14 protein-coding genes are annotated in these 13,763 nt (G+C 69.3%); 12 read left to right on the top strand and 2 right to left on the bottom strand.

Translation table 11 applies throughout. The features are described 5' to 3' along the window. The first annotated feature begins 25 nt into the window (after positions 1–25). The 3 genes from DVH23_RS05710 to DVH23_RS05700 all read left to right on the top strand — a co-directional run bounded on the left by DVH23_RS05710 (position 26) and on the right by DVH23_RS05700 (position 3,961). A complete protein-coding gene (locus DVH23_RS05710; RefSeq protein WP_232833705.1) occupies positions 26–1,114 on the top strand; it encodes an alanine--glyoxylate aminotransferase family protein in 1,089 nt (362 codons plus the stop codon). An 81-nt stretch (positions 1,115–1,195) separates the two neighbouring features. Beyond that, on the top strand, positions 1,196–2,551 hold the full coding sequence (gene allB / locus DVH23_RS05705; RefSeq protein WP_114576474.1) for an allantoinase AllB: 1,356 nt from the start codon (positions 1,196–1,198) through the stop codon (positions 2,549–2,551). 93 nt (positions 2,552–2,644) lie between these two features. After that, the gene (locus DVH23_RS05700) at positions 2,645–3,961 is read left to right on the top strand and encodes an MFS transporter (protein ID WP_114576473.1); all 1,317 of its coding nucleotides are present in this window, start codon (positions 2,645–2,647) and stop codon (positions 3,959–3,961) included. Here DVH23_RS05700 and DVH23_RS24140 read toward each other — a convergent pair whose 3' ends face one another. Continuing rightward, entirely contained in the window at positions 3,962–4,120 is a 159-nt protein-coding gene (locus DVH23_RS24140; protein ID WP_198667856.1) for a hypothetical protein, read from the bottom strand. A 53-nt stretch (positions 4,121–4,173) separates the two neighbouring features. Beyond that, entirely contained in the window at positions 4,174–5,238 is a 1,065-nt protein-coding gene (locus DVH23_RS05695) for a quinone-dependent dihydroorotate dehydrogenase (protein WP_114576747.1), read from the bottom strand. A 201-nt stretch (positions 5,239–5,439) separates the two neighbouring features. Between DVH23_RS05695 and DVH23_RS05690 the strand changes: the two genes are divergently transcribed. The 9 genes from DVH23_RS05690 to DVH23_RS05650 are packed head-to-tail and all read left to right on the top strand — an operon-like array spanning position 5,440 to position 13,590. Next, entirely contained in the window at positions 5,440–6,525 is a 1,086-nt protein-coding gene (locus DVH23_RS05690) for a monovalent cation/H+ antiporter subunit E (RefSeq protein ID WP_114576472.1), read from the top strand. Further along, positions 6,522–6,803: a cation:proton antiporter gene (locus tag DVH23_RS05685; RefSeq protein ID WP_114576471.1), complete on the top strand. Its 282-nt coding sequence runs from the start codon at positions 6,522–6,524 to the stop codon at positions 6,801–6,803. Before DVH23_RS05690 ends, DVH23_RS05685 begins: the two co-directional genes overlap by 4 nt. Beyond that, entirely contained in the window at positions 6,803–7,111 is a 309-nt protein-coding gene (mnhG, locus tag DVH23_RS05680) for a monovalent cation/H(+) antiporter subunit G (protein ID WP_114576470.1), read from the top strand. The genes DVH23_RS05685 and mnhG overlap by 1 nt, the downstream gene beginning before the upstream one ends. Then, entirely contained in the window at positions 7,108–7,650 is a 543-nt protein-coding gene (locus DVH23_RS05675; RefSeq protein WP_114576469.1) for a DUF4040 domain-containing protein, read from the top strand. The genes mnhG and DVH23_RS05675 overlap by 4 nt, the downstream gene beginning before the upstream one ends. Continuing rightward, positions 7,647–8,234 carry an MnhB domain-containing protein gene (locus tag DVH23_RS05670; protein ID WP_114576468.1) on the top strand — a complete coding sequence of 196 codons (588 nt, stop codon included), beginning with the start codon at positions 7,647–7,649 and terminating at the stop codon, positions 8,232–8,234. The genes DVH23_RS05675 and DVH23_RS05670 overlap by 4 nt, the downstream gene beginning before the upstream one ends. Beyond that, positions 8,231–8,590: a cation:proton antiporter subunit C gene (locus tag DVH23_RS05665; protein ID WP_114576467.1), complete on the top strand. Its 360-nt coding sequence runs from the start codon at positions 8,231–8,233 to the stop codon at positions 8,588–8,590. Before DVH23_RS05670 ends, DVH23_RS05665 begins: the two co-directional genes overlap by 4 nt. Then, the gene (locus tag DVH23_RS05660; protein WP_232833704.1) at positions 8,583–10,145 is read left to right on the top strand and encodes a proton-conducting transporter membrane subunit; all 1,563 of its coding nucleotides are present in this window, start codon (positions 8,583–8,585) and stop codon (positions 10,143–10,145) included. Before DVH23_RS05665 ends, DVH23_RS05660 begins: the two co-directional genes overlap by 8 nt. Beyond that, a complete protein-coding gene (locus tag DVH23_RS05655; protein ID WP_114576466.1) occupies positions 10,145–11,857 on the top strand; it encodes a complex I subunit 5 family protein in 1,713 nt (570 codons plus the stop codon). Before DVH23_RS05660 ends, DVH23_RS05655 begins: the two co-directional genes overlap by 1 nt. Beyond that, positions 11,857–13,590 (top strand): Na(+)/H(+) antiporter subunit D, encoded by a 1,734-nt coding sequence (locus DVH23_RS05650; RefSeq protein WP_114576465.1) that lies wholly within the window; start codon positions 11,857–11,859, stop codon positions 13,588–13,590. Before DVH23_RS05655 ends, DVH23_RS05650 begins: the two co-directional genes overlap by 1 nt. The last annotated feature ends 173 nt before the right edge of the window (positions 13,591–13,763 follow it).

The following is a 13,763-nucleotide window of genomic DNA, read 5'->3' as shown; positions in this document are numbered from 1 at the left end:
TGTGCCCGACCCCCGTTGGCCATCCATGAACGTGGACCGCCCTGCGGACGATCCCGACGGCCCGCTGCGGATGACCCCCGGTCCGACCGAGATCCCCTCCGCAGTCCGCGAGCGGATGGCGAGCCAGCCGCTGAACCCCGACGTCGAACCCGAGTTCTTCGCGTTCTACCGCGATCTCTGTGGGAAACTCGAGCCGATCTACGGCGGCGACGACGTCGTGATTCTGGGGGGCGAGGGCATCCTGGGGCTCGAGGCCGCCATCGCATCGCTCGTCGCGGAGGGCGACCGGGTGCTCTCGCTCTCGAACGGCGTCTATGGGGAAGGCTTTGCGGAGTTCGTCGAGTCGTACGGCGGCGAGGCCGTCGTCTGTGAGGCGCCGCCGGACGAACCCCTGGATCGGGAGGCGATGGAGGATCGCCTCGCGGAGGAGGAGTTCGATCTCGCCACGATGGTCCACTGCGAGACCCCGACCGGCACCTTGAACGACATAGAGCCGATTCTCGCGACGCTCGCGGAGCACGACGTGCTGACGGTCGTCGATGCCGTCTCCTCGCTCGGGGGCGTTCCGGTACCGACCGAGCACATCGACGTCTGTCTCGGGGCCTCCCAGAAGTGTTTCAGCGCGCCGCCGGGCCTGTCGGTGCTCTCGGTGGGCGAGGCGGCCTGGGACCGGATCGAAACGGTCGAGAGCCGCGCGCTCTACACCGACCTCGAACCCTGGCGGGACGCCGCCGACGAGGAGTGGTTTCCCTACACCCACCTCGCCTCGAACCTGCTCGCGCTCGATTCGGCGATCGATCTCCTCAGCGAGGAGGGTCTTGAGGCGGTCTACGAGCGCCACGAGGCAGCGGCGACGCGGTGTCGGGAACGCGCCAGGGAGATGGGACTCGAACTCTATACCGACGACTCGCTCGCGTCGCCGACGGTGACGGCGCTGTCGGTCGCCGACGCCGACGGGATCAAAGAGCGTCTGTGGGACGAAGAGGGCGTCCTGCTCGCGACCGGGATCGGCGAGGAAGCCGACGAGATCCTCCGGGTAGGCCACATGGGCCACAACGCCCGGATCGATCGCGTCGAGCGGACGATGGACGCCCTGGATCGGGTCCTCGATTGAGCTCACGATCCGATTCTGTCCGGGTGCGCCGACGGCCCGACAACGGGAAGCTATTTGCCCGGTCCGGGCCACACCCGGGCAATGAGCGTCGATCTCGCCGTCGAGCACTGCACCGTCGTCACCTCCCAGGGGAAAAGCGAGGACGCGGGCGTCGCCGTCGAGGACGGAAAGATCGTCGCCGTCGGCCGGAGCGATCGGCTGCCCGACGCAGATCGGACGGTAGACGGCGAGGGAAACCTCCTGGTGCCGGGGATCCTCGACTGTCACATCCACAACCGTGAGCCCGGACTCGAGCACAAGGGCGACTGGGAGTCCGAGAGCCGGGCGGCCGCGGCGGGGGGCGTGACGACCGTCGTCGGGATGCCCAACACCGATCCGGTGATCGATCGGCCCACCCGCCTCGAGGACAAACTCGCGGCCGGCGAGGAGAAATCGCACGTCGATTTCGGCAGCTTCGCGGTCGTCACGAGCGAGAACGTAGAGCGGATTCCCGGGATCGCCGACGCGGGCCCGGTCGGCTTCAAGATATTTCTGGGCTCGACGGTCGGGGACGTGCCGCCGCCGGGAGACGGAGAGATCCTGGCGGCGATGGAAGAAATCGCCGAGACCGGCTATCGGCTGGGGTTCCACGAGGAAAACGGCGAGATCATCGACTTCTACGGCGAGCAGTTCCGCGCTGAGGGCCGCAACGAGCCGATCGACCACGCCCGGTCGCGGCCGACCATCGCCGAGCGCGAGGCCGTCGAGCGGATGATCACCTTCGCCGAGGACGTGGGGGTACGAATCCACATGTTCCACGTCTCCTCGGGCTCTGCGGCGGAGGCGGTCGCCCGCGGGAAAGAGCGGGGCGTGGACGTCACCTGCGAGACCTGCCCGCACTACCTCCGATTCACCGAGGACGTCCTCCGGGAGAAGGGCAACGTCGCCCGCGTCCAGCCCCCGATCCGGGACGCCGGCGAGCAGGCACGGCTCTGGGCGGCGTTCGAGGACGGGACGATCGACTTCGTGACGACCGACCACGCGCCCCACACCGACCGCGAGAAGGGCGTCGACGACCCGTTCGGGAACACCTGGGAGTCGGTCTCGGGCTTCGTCGGCCTCGAGAGCGAGGTGCCCGCGATGCTCACGTTTGTCGACGAGGGACGGCTCACCCTCGAAGAATGGGTCTACAGACACTCGACCCGGCCCGCGCAGGTCTGGGACCTGTATCCCGAGAAGGGCTCCCTGCAGATCGGCACCGACGCGGACCTCACGCTCGTCGATCCCGACGTCGAGTGGACCCTCGACCGGGCGGACCTCCACTCCAAGAACACGGTCACGCCGTTCGACGGGGAGGAGTTCGTCGGGCGAGCGACGGCGACGGTCGTCCGCGGCGAGGTCGTCTACGCCGACGGCGAGGTCGTCGGCGACTCCGGCTGGGGTCGCCGGGTCGGGTAGGGCTTCGACGGCCCCGGGTTCGGTTTCTGATCCGAACTACCGGCCCGAACGGGCGCTTCGCTCAGGTTTTTCACCCCCGCAGAGAGAACACCGATCATGACGGAACGAGCCGAGGTCTCCGGTCCCGTCGACGCCTTCAGGCAGTTCTTCTCGCTCGAGCGCGACGTGCTGGTGCTCTCGCTCGCGATGTTCGCCTTCAGCCTCGGCTTCCAGATGACCAACCGGTTTCTCTCGGAGTACCTCGTCTATCTGGGCGCGACGGCGGTCGTCGTCGGTGCCTTTGCCACCCTCGGCAACGTCATCGGGGCGGTCTACCCCTACTACGGAGGGATCGTCTCCGATCGCGTGGGGTCGCGCTACGCGCTGACGGTCTTCGGCTTCCTCTCGGCGATCGGCTTCGGAATCTGGCTGCTCGCGGCGTACGTGCCCGCGATCGATCTGGGGGTCGTCACCCTCGAGCCGTGGGTCTGGGTGTTCGTCGGTCTGTTGCTCGCTCAGTGCTGGAAGTCGTTCGGGATCGGGGGCCACTACGCCATCGTCAAGCAGGCGACCGAACCCGGACGGCTGGCTCGTGGCTTTGCGAGCACGGAGACCTTTCGCCGAACGGCGTTTCTGATCGCACCCCTGATCGTCGCCGTCCTCGTCGCCGACGACCTGATGCCCGGCTTCCTCTGGGTGCTCGCGATCGGGATCGTCTTCGCGTTGCTGGGCACCATCCTCCAACACTACCTCTACGAGGCCGACGAGGATAGCGTCGGCTCGGAGTTCGAGGGGCTCTCCCGAATCCTCGCGGACCTCCGGGCGCTTCCCGAGCCCCTGCGCCCGCTGCTCGTCGCCGACACGTTCGTCCGCTTTGCGAACGGGATGGTCTACGCCTTCTTCATCCTGGTGATCACCCAGCTGATGGAGATCGGACTCACCCTCTCCGTGCCCGCGGTCGGCACGATCGACCTCGCGCCCGCTGCCTTTTTCGGCGTCCTCCTCGGCGTCGAGATGACGGTCGCCCTGCTCACGATGGCACCCGCCGCGAAGGTCGCGGAGTACACCGGGCTCAAACCCGTCGTCGGCCTCGGCTTTCTCGTCTACGCGGCCTTCCCGATCGTGCTGATCTTCGCGCCCGAGAACGTGTGGGTCCTGGTCGCGCTGTTTGCGTTCTCGGGGCTTCGCTTCGCCGGGCTGCCCGCCCACAAGGCCCTGATCGTCGGCCCCGCCGAACGGGGTGCCGGCGGACGGGTCACCGGTTCGTACTACCTCGTCCGGGGCGCGGTCGTGATTCCCAGCGGCCTGCTCGGGGGCGCCCTCTGGGAGTTCGCCACCCCCGAAACCTCGTTCGCGGTCGCCTCTGCGGTCGGCATGGTCGGCGTCGTCTACTTCGCGATCTTCGGCCAGGAGTTCGAGGCCTACCGCTGATCAGGTGAAGTCGCCCTCGAGGTCGGCCTCGTGGTTGGCGACGACGAACGCCGCAAGCTCCCGCCGGCGATGGGCGCGGACCAGGTGGGTCTCGAGGTCGTGGTCCTCGTCGGGAACCTCGTTGCAGAGGGGACATTCGACCGGGGGTTTGCTCGCCATACCCCCTCCACGACGCCGGCGGCCAAAAACGACTCCCCTCCGCTCGCCCCGACTCAGAGATCGGCGCCGACGGCCTCCTCCACGGACGAAAAGCCATCGCGGTGGAGCAGGGAAACCAGTCCCCGGTTGATCTCGCGGGCGACCGTCGGCCCCTCGTAGACGAACGCGGTGTAGAGTTCGACCAGGGAGGCGCCGGCACGGATCTTCCGGTAGGCGCTTTCGGCGGAGTCGACGCCGCCGACGCCGATCACCGGAAGGTCGGTGTGGGAGGCGACCGTGCGGACGACTCGGGTCGAACGCTCCTCAAGCGGGGCGCCGCTCAGGCCGCCCCACTCCTTTCGGTTGGTCGACTCGAGATCGAACCCCTCGCGGTCGCTCGCGGTGTTCGTCGCGACGATGCCGTCGATCCCGTGGCTCTCGGCGATCTCGACGAGTTCGCCGATTCCCTCCGCCGTGGCGTCGGGGCCGATCTTCACGAGGATCGGCTCGTCGGCGTCGTTCTCGGCCTGGAGCGTTCCGAAAACTCGCTCCAAGTGCTCTGGGGAGCTCTCGTCGAACGTCTCGGGGGTGTTCGGACAGGAGACGTTGACGACGAAGTAGTCGGGATAAGGGGAGAGCCTGGCGAACACCCGCCGGTAGTCCTCGATCGCCTCCTCCTCGCCCGCGGCGTTCATCCTGCCGACGTTGGCGCCGACCGGGATCTCCGGGCGGCCGGCCGCCAGGCGCTCGGCGACCGCGTCGGCACCCGCACCGTTGAATCCCATCCGGTTGACCAGCGCCCGGTCCTCCGCGAGCCGGAACAGACGGGGCTTTCGGTTGCCCGACTGGGGCTCGGGGGTGACGGTGCCGACCTCGACGAACCCGAAGCCGAGCGCCGCCAGCCCGCCCGTGACCTCGGCGTCCTTGTCGAAGCCGGCCGCGACCCCCACGGGGTTCGGGAACGTCGTGTCGAACAGGTCAATCTCGAGGGCGGGGTGGTCGTAGCGGTAGACCCGCTCCAGCGCGGCCCGGCTCGGCCGGGTCGCCCCGGCGACCCGGAGCAGCCCCTTGCCCGCCTCGTGGGCCATCTCGGCGGGCAGCCGGAAGGCGTACGGGCGGAGCCGCGCGTACAGCGTCATCGTCCCGTCGTCGGGGTGGCGGGACCGTAAACGTCTCGGCTCGCCGGCCAGGGGATCGTCGATCGAACGGACGTCCACTCATCTCCGGGAAACGAAGACGTGTTCCGCAAACGCCACCCTCGACCTCGATCATTTCCAAAACGGGCTCGTCACACCTTGAATCAGGAACATTGAAGGCCGCTCGGTAGCAATCGCAGCGCAATGACTACCGACCCCGGGAGTGGAGACGCGGATATCCGGTTTCTCGTCCCCGTCTCCGACTCGCCGACCCTCGACGCGACCGTCGAGTACGCGGCCCGCGAGGCACGGGAGGTGGCCGCCGAAACCGACGACCGCGTCGCGTTCGTCCTCCTCGTTCCCTCCCCCCGCGACGGACCTCCCGGGGACCCAGAGCGCGAGCGCGAGTCCCTCCTCGCCGAGGCGGAGGCGACGGCCGCCGACATCCTCGAGATGACCGACCCGGAGGGAACGGTCGACCTGGAGCGGGCGACCCTCGAACTCGAGCGCTATCCTGTCGACTCCGTCGAGTACGCCGACGCCATCGTCGAGTTCGTCGCGGGCGAACGACACACGGTCGTCGTCGATCCCGACCACCGGACCGCGGGCGGGTCGCCGATCGGACACACCTTCGAGTCGGTGCTCCGGGAGGCCGACTCGATCGACCTCGAGGTCGCGCCGGTCGAGCGCCTGGCCCGCCAGCGCCGCTTTGCCACCCGGGGCGGACTCGCGCAGTTTCTGACGCTCGCGGGGCTTTCCTTTGGCTTCTACATGCTCGTCGGCGGTTTCTCCCAGCCCGTCTTCGATCTTGTCACCGGCACCGCGACGGCACTCGTCGTTGCGGGAGCGCTCTCGCGGATCACATTCGAGCGGGCGCCCGCGCCGGTTGGGATGGTCCGGGCGACCGCCCGCTGGCTCGCGTACGTCCCCTACCTGCTCTGGCAGATACTCACGGCGAACGTCCGGATCGCCTACGTCGTTCTCCACCCCGATCTGCCGATCGACCCCTCCGTCCAGCGCTTCGAGGCCGGCGTCTGGGGGGGGACGGCGACCGCGACTCTCGCCAATAGCATCACGCTGACCCCCGGGACGCTCACCCTCGACGTCCGCAACCGGGAGTTCGTCGTCCACTCGCTGACCGAGGACGCCCGCGCGGACCTGCTCGACGGCGGCCTGGAGCGGGCGGTCCGGTTCGTCTTCTACGGCCGGGAGGCGATGCGGTATCCCTCGCCGCGCGAACGGTTGGCCGCGGGCGACGCGGACGACGACCGGACGGGTGAGGCCGCGTGATCGACGTTGGGGAGTCGACGCTCCTGCTCGCCGGAGCGGTCGGCACGGTCCTCGTCTCGGTGCTCCTGTTGGGCCGGGCGATGATCGGGCCGACGATGCAAGATCGGGTGATCGCGCTGAACGTCATCGGCTCGAACGCCGTTATCGTGATCGCCCTGCTGGCGGCCGCCTTCGCCGAACCCGCCTTCCTCGACATCGCCTTGGTCTACGCCCTGCTCAACTTCCTGATGAGCGTCGCCATCTCGAAGTTCACCGTCGAGCGCGGGGGGGTGCTCTGATGATCAGGACCCTCGCGATCGGCGCGTTCGTCGCCGCAGGCCTCTTTTTCGTCTGCGTCGCCGCGGTCGGCGTTTACCGACTTCCCGACCTCTACACGCGGGCCCACTCGGCCTCCAAGAGCGACACGCTGGGCTCGTTGCTCTCCTTGGTCGCCGTCGGGATCGCCTTCGGGGCCGACGCCGCGACGATCAAGGTCGCCCTGCTCGCCTTGTTCATGCTGATCACGAGTCCGACGGCCGCCCACGCCATCGCGCGTGCGGCCCACGACCAGGGGATCGAGCCCTGGCAGCGGGGTGACGAGCGGTGATCACCCCGATCGAGGCCGGACTGCTCGTCTTCATCGTCGCCACGGCGGTGATGACCGCCCTGCTCCGGGACGTCCTCGCCGCGATCATCGTCTTCGGGGGGTACAGCCTCGGGATGGCGATCCTCTGGATCGTCCTCCAGGCCCCCGACGTCGGGCTGACCGAGGCCGCCGTCGGCGCGGGCGTGATGACCGTCCTCTTCCTGGCGACGATCGCCCGAACGACCCGCCTGACCGGACTCGAGGCGACCACCGTCGACGTCAACCTGCCGGCGGCGGCGCTCTGTGTCGTCTTCGTCCTGGCGGTGTTGACGACGGTCCCCGCGCTGCCGGCGGTCGGCGCCGGCCCCGGCGAGAACCCCGCCTTCGGCGAGATCTCGGAGTACTACGTCGAGGAGGCGTACGACGACACCCACGTCGAGAACGTCGTGACCGCGGTGCTCGTCGCGTATCGCGGGTTCGACACGTTCGGCGAGGCGACGGTCGTCTTCGCCGCCGGCGTCGGCGTGCTCGCGGTGCTCCGCCGGGGGGTGTTCGAATGAGTTCCCGGCGTCCGTACGTCGAGAGCCCGGTGATCATGGCGACGGTCCGGCTGGTCGCCCCTTTCGTCCTCACGTACGGGATCTTCGTCACCCTCCACGGCGCGTCCTCGCCCGGCGGAGGGTTCCAGGGCGGCGTGATCGCCGCCGCGGTGATCGTCATGCTCTCGTTTGCCTACGGGATCGACCTCACCTGGGAGTGGATCGACAAACGGGTCCTCGTGGGCCTCGTCGGCGGCGGCGTCGCCCTCTTCGGCGCGATCGCCCTCGGCGCCGTCCTCTTCGGGGGCCAATTCCTCGAGGTCGGCGTCTACCCGATTCCCGAGCCCGACAAGTACGGGATCGAACTCGTCGAGGTCGGCATCGGGATGACCGTCGCCGGCGTCGTCACGAGCCTCTTCTTTACGCTCGCCCGGGGGGCGATGCCCCCCGTCGGCGAGGACGGCGAGAGCGGCCGGGACGACGAGGGCACCGCAGCGACCGACGGCGGGACCTTCTCCTCAGAGGCCCCCGGTAGCGAGGGGACCGGCGGCGATAGGCCCGTCCGCGACGGGCCCGACGCACCCGAAGGGGGTGACCGGGCGTGATCGAGGCGCTGTTCGCCCGGTACAACTACGTCGTCTTCGCGCTCCTGCTTGGCATCGGGCTCTACATCGTCATCGACGACGAGAACCTCGTCAAGAAGGTGATCGGCCTCAACGTCTTCCAGACGGGGATCTTCCTCTTTTTCATCACGGTCGCCGTCCAGGACGGCGCCGAGCCCGCGGTCACCCACGGGGGCGAGGGAACCTTCGTCAACCCCCTGCCTCACGTGTTGATCCTGACCGCCATCGTCGTCGGCGTCAGCCTCACCGCGCTGGCGCTGGCGCTCGTCGTCCGGATCCACGAGGAGTACGGCAGCATCCGCGAGGACGTCGTCGTGGAGGTGCTCGAGCGTGATTGAGCCTGCCGTCGGGATCGAGTTGGCCTCGATCCTGGTGGTCGTCGTCCCGATCCTCGCGGCGGTGATCCCGATCGCGTTCGGCCGGCTCTCGGAGTGGGTCGGCGTCGGGACCGCCCTCGCCGCGACGGCGGTCCAGGCCGTTCTCGCCGGGGTCCTCGCCTGGACGACCCTCTCGGACGGCGAGGAGATCGTCACCGAGATCGGCGGCTACGGCCCCTCCCAGGGCGGGATCGCGCTCGTCGTCGACGGGATGTCGGCGCTCGTGGTCGCCCTGATCGGCGTCGCCGGCCTCGCCGTCGCCGTCGCGAGCCTCGACGACCGGCGCCGGGACACCTTCTACAGCCTCTATCTCCTCCTGGTCGCGGGGCTCGCTGGGGTCTGTGTCACCGGCGACGTCTTCAACCTCTACGTCTTCCTCGAGATCAGCGGCCTGGCGGCCTACGCCCTGATCGCCAGCGACGGGACCGGGCGATCGGCGCTCGCGGCCCTGAAGTACCTCATCATGGGGACCGTCGGCGCCTCCCTGTACCTGATCGGGGTCGGCTACGCCTACGTCTCGACGGGCTATCTCAACATGCGCGACCTCGCGCCCGCGCTGGCCGAAGCCGGCTACACCGACCCGCTCGTGCTTGGGGCGTTCGCGTTCGTGGCCGCCGGCCTCGCGATCAAGATCGCGCTCTTTCCGGTCCACACCTGGCAGCCCGACGCCTACACGACGGCGCCCGACCGGGTGACGGCGCTGATCGCCGCGCTGGTCTCGACGACGGCGGCCTACGCGCTCGCCCGCCTCTCGCTTACGGTCTTCACCGTCGAGTTCTTCGCGGCGAACCCGGTCGTCCAGCAGGTCCTGCTGGCGGTCGCCGCCACGAGCGTCGTCGCCGGCAGCCTGCTCGCGGTGCTCCAGAGCCGGGTCAAGCGGATGCTCGCGTACTCCTCGGTCTCCCAGTTCGGCCTCGTCGTCGTCGGGATCGCCCTCCTCGAAGGGCCGGCGCTCGTCGGCGCCGTCGTCCACCTGATCGGTCATGCGATCGTCAAGGGCGGGCTCTTCCTCGGCGTCGCGGCCTTTGCGGGCGCCTACGGGGTCACCACCGTCGAGGAGTACGACGGGCTCGGCGAGCGCGCACCGTACGCAAGCGCCGCCTTCGCGGTCCTCGCGCTCGCGCTCGTGGGCGTCCCGCCGACGGTCGGCTTCGTCGGCAAGCTCTACGTCGCCATCGGCGCCGTCGAGGCCGGCGCGTGGCCGCTCGTCGCCGTCATCGTCGCGAGCACGGTACTCACGCTGGGTTACGTCCTGCGCCTGCTCGAACGGATCTACTTCACCGACCCCGCTCCCGATCGAGCCGCCCGGGCCGCCGCCGACGGTGGCCCCGGAGGCGGTTCCGAGGGCGGGCCCGTCGGCCTGTCCGGCCGCCCGGTCTCCCGCCGGCGGTCGGCCGGCCGGGCGATCGTCGCCGTCACCGTCGCCGCGGCGATCGCCGCGGTCGTCCTCGGCTTCGCCGGCGCCGGCATCGAATCGCTTCTCGAACCCACCGTCTCCACCCTACTCGATAACTGATGGACTCAGTCGCCTCCCTCCGACCGTTGCTCGCCGTCTCGCTCCCGGCCATGGCCGTCCTCCTGGTGCTGGCCTCGCGGGGCCGGCCGAACCTCCGGGAGGGCTGGACCTTCCTCGCCGCGATCGCGACCTTCCTTACCGTCGCGAGCATGGTCCCCGGCGCGCTCTCCGAGACCGTCTACGTCACCGACCTCGGAACGTACGCCACGGGTCTCGAGTTCGCGCTCCGGGCAGACCCTCTGGGGGTTCTCTTCGGCACCCTCGCGGGCTTTCTCTGGATCGTCACGAGCAGCTACAGCGTCGGCTACATGCGCGGGCTCAATGAACACGATCAGACGCGCTACTTCGCGGCGTTCGCGGCGAGCATCGCGACCGCGATGGGCGTCGCCTTCGCCGCAAACCTCCTCACCCTGTTCGTCTTCTACGAGTTGCTCTCGGTGGCGACCTACCCGCTGGTCGCCCACGACGAGTCCGAGGAGGCCATCTGGGCCGGCCGGAAGTACCTGATCTACACCTTCGGCGGCGGGGTCGCGATCCTCGCGGGAACGCTCATCGTCCTCTCGCTTTCGGGGACGACCGCCTTTACCCCCGGCGGGATCGCGGGGCTCGCGACGAGCGATCCGACCCTCGCCCGGGTCGCCTTCGCCCTGCTCGTGGCCGGCTTCGGCGTGAAGGCCGCGCTCATGCCCTTTCACTCCTGGCTGCCCGACGCGATGGTCGCGCCGACGCCCGTCTCCGCGCTGCTCCACGCCGTCGCGGTCGTCAAGAGCGGCGTCTTCGCCATCGCGCGGGTCGTCCTCGACGTCTTCGGGCCCGAGGCCGTCGCCGACCTCGGCGTCGGGATCCCGCTGGCTGCGGTCGCGGCCGTCACCCTGCTCGTCGCGAGCGTCATCGCGCTCAGACAGGACCACCTCAAGCGCCGGCTCGCCTACTCGACGGTCTCACAGCTCTCCTACATCGTCCTCGGGCTCGGACTGTTCCACGAGTACGCCCTGGTCGGCGCGCTCTTGCACATCCCCGCGCACGCGTTCATGAAGATCACCCTCTTCTTCTGTGCCGGCGCGGTCCACGTCGAGACCCACACCGACTACATCAGCGAGATGGGCGGCATCGGCCGGCGGATGCCTCTGACGATGGGCGCCTTTACCGTCGCCGCCGCCGGGATGGCCGGCATGCCGCTGCTCGCGGGCTTCGTCAGCAAGTGGTTCCTCGTCGTCGGCAGCGTCTCGATCGACGCCTACGTCTTCGCCGCCGTCCTGCTGCTCTCGGGGATCCTCAACGTCGGCTACTACTGGCCGGTCGTCTCCCAGGCGTTCTTCGAGGGGACCGACCCCGATCCCAAGCCGCTGCTCGAGTACCCCGCCGGCGGCTCGCCGAAGGGGGGCCGGACCGCGAGCGAGACCACGCCCGTCCCCAACGGGGGATCGGCCGCGGCCGACCTCGATGCTCGAGACGGCGACCACGATGCCACCGATAAGTCGGCGGCCGATCGCGGTGCCCACGGCGACCACACCGGAAAGGCCGATCACGGCGGCCACGCGACCGGCGGCTGGGAGCGCCGGAGCCCGCTTACCGAGAGCACCTGGTTCATGCTCGGGCCGATCGTCGTCGCCGCCGTCGGCGCCGTCGCGCTCGGAGTGATTCCCGACCGGCTCGTCTTCCTCGATCTCATTCAAGTGATCGTCGAGAACGCGATGGGGGTGAGCCTCTGATGGACCTCTTTACGATTCCGCCGGTCCTGATCGTCCTCGCCGCGCTGGCGGTCCTGGCGATCCGCCCGCGGCTTATCCACCCGGCGGGGCTGCTCGCGGTCGGGCTCGCCTTCGCCTACGCCGCCGTCGTTCCCGACGGCTACGAGCTGTCGGCGACCGCCTTCGGCCAGTTCGAGGTCCTGCTGGTCTCGGTCGATCCCGTCTCGCGGCTGATGGGGCTGATCTTCGGCTTCATTGGCGTCGTCGCCGTCCTCTACTCGTGGTCTACCGACGCCGACCCGGTCCAGACCGGCTACGCGCTGGCCTACGTCGCCTCGAGCCTCGGCGCCGTCTTCGCGGGCGACTGGCTCACGCTCGTCTTCTGCTGGGAGCTGATGGCGCTGACGAGCACGCTCCTGGTGTGGCACCACGGCGGGGTCGCGGTCCGGGCCGGGCTCCGGTACGCGATCCTCCACGGGATCGGCGGCAGCGTCCTGATCGCGGCGGTCGTCTGGCACTACGCCGAAGCCGGCTCCTTCCTGATCACCGACGCCGGAATCGAGGGGACGGTCGCCTCGGTCCTGGCGGCACTGGGGATCGGCGTCAACGTCGCCTTCGTCGGCCTCCACGCCTGGCTTCCCGACACCTACCCCCGGCCCCACGTCGCCGCGAGCGTCTTCCTCTGTGTCTTTACGACCAAGACCGGCGTCTACGGGCTCTACCGGGCGTTCCCCGACGGCCACCTCTGGATCGCCTACATGGGCGGCGCGATGGCGGTCGTCGGCGTCACCCTCGCGCTGTTCCAGAACGACATGCGCCGGCTGCTCTCCTATCACATCCAGTCCCAAGTCGGCTACATGGTCGCGGGCGTCGGCATCGGCACCGAACTCGCCGCCTCGGGCGCGTTCGCCCACGTCTTCAACCACATCCTCTACAAGGCGCTGCTCTTCATGACCGTCGGCGTCGTCATCTACCGCACCGGCGCCGAGAGCCTCAAACGGGTCCACGGGATGGCCCGGGAGATGCCGATCACGTTCGTCGCCTTCACGATCGCGGCGCTCTCGATCGCCGGCTTCCCCGGCTTCAACGGCTTCGTCAGCAAGGGAATCATCATCGCCGAGGCCCACCACTACGCCCAGTACGAGCCGCTGTGGTACATGCTCCTGATCGGCGGCGTCGGCACCTTCATGTCCTTTCTCAAGCTCGGCTACTACGTCTTCTTCTACGACGACCGGACCCACGACGTCGAGCGCGCGACCCTCGGCCAGTCGGTCGCGATGGGATCGGTCGCCGTCCTCTGTGTCTTCTACGGCCTGTTCCCCGACCAACTGTTCGCGATCCTCCCCAACCGGGCCGTGGTCTCCGAGTTCCACGTCTTCACCGTCGGCCACCTTCAGGAGGGTCTCGGGCTCGCGCTCGGCGGCGTGATCGGCTTCGCGCTCGTCAAGAACCCGCTCTCGCGGGCGCCGAAGCTCCCCGACATCGACCTCGCGTACAACCCGGTGTCGATCGGGCTCATGCGGGGGCTCCTTCGGGGCGTCAACGACGGCATCGGCGTCCTCGACCGGGGCTCCTCCCGGGCCGTCCTCGGCGGCCTGCGGACGGTAACGACGGTGTCGAGCACGGCCGGCGAGGGTCGCCGACGCCCGACCGAGCGCGCGCTGTCGGCGGTCCTGACGCGGCGCGCCGGGATCGGGATCGGCGTCTTCCTCGTCCTGCTCGCGACGACGGTCGCCCTTCTGGTCTCGCTGTAGCCCTGCGCTGTACGGCGACCTTACTGGGCGCATAGGTCACCGCTACGACTCCGCAGGCCGCGGCTTACAAAACCGCTCTCCCCGGTGGGGACGGTCGATGAACGCACGCGCCCCGCCCCCGAGTCGGACGTGGACGGCGACCGACCCGAAGAGAGTTCCCGGAATCGGCCCCG

It is taken from the genome of Saliphagus sp. LR7 (assembly GCF_003344565.1).
Taxonomy (GTDB): domain Archaea; phylum Halobacteriota; class Halobacteria; order Halobacteriales; family Natrialbaceae; genus Saliphagus; species Saliphagus infecundisoli.
This window is presented reverse-complemented; position numbering and strand designations above follow the sequence as displayed.

Bases quoted from the DNA above. Each gene is read 5' to 3' on its own strand.
- DVH23_RS05670 (WP_114576468.1), top strand. From the start codon at position 7,647: ATGAGTTCCCGGCGTCCGTACGTCGAGAGCCCGGTGATCATGGCGACG.
- DVH23_RS05695 (WP_114576747.1), bottom strand. From the start codon at position 5,238: ATGACGCTGTACGCGCGGCTCCGCCCGTACGCCTTCCGGCTGCCCGCC.
- DVH23_RS05690 (WP_114576472.1), top strand. From the start codon at position 5,440: ATGACTACCGACCCCGGGAGTGGAGACGCGGATATCCGGTTTCTCGTC.
- DVH23_RS05655 (WP_114576466.1), top strand. From the start codon at position 10,145: ATGGACTCAGTCGCCTCCCTCCGACCGTTGCTCGCCGTCTCGCTCCCG.
- DVH23_RS05710 (WP_232833705.1), top strand. From the start codon at position 26: ATGAACGTGGACCGCCCTGCGGACGATCCCGACGGCCCGCTGCGGATG.
- DVH23_RS24140 (WP_198667856.1), bottom strand. From the start codon at position 4,120: ATGGCGAGCAAACCCCCGGTCGAATGTCCCCTCTGCAACGAGGTTCCC.
- mnhG (WP_114576470.1), top strand. From the start codon at position 6,803: ATGATCAGGACCCTCGCGATCGGCGCGTTCGTCGCCGCAGGCCTCTTT.
- DVH23_RS05650 (WP_114576465.1), top strand. From the start codon at position 11,857: ATGGACCTCTTTACGATTCCGCCGGTCCTGATCGTCCTCGCCGCGCTG.
- allB (WP_114576474.1), top strand. From the start codon at position 1,196: ATGAGCGTCGATCTCGCCGTCGAGCACTGCACCGTCGTCACCTCCCAG.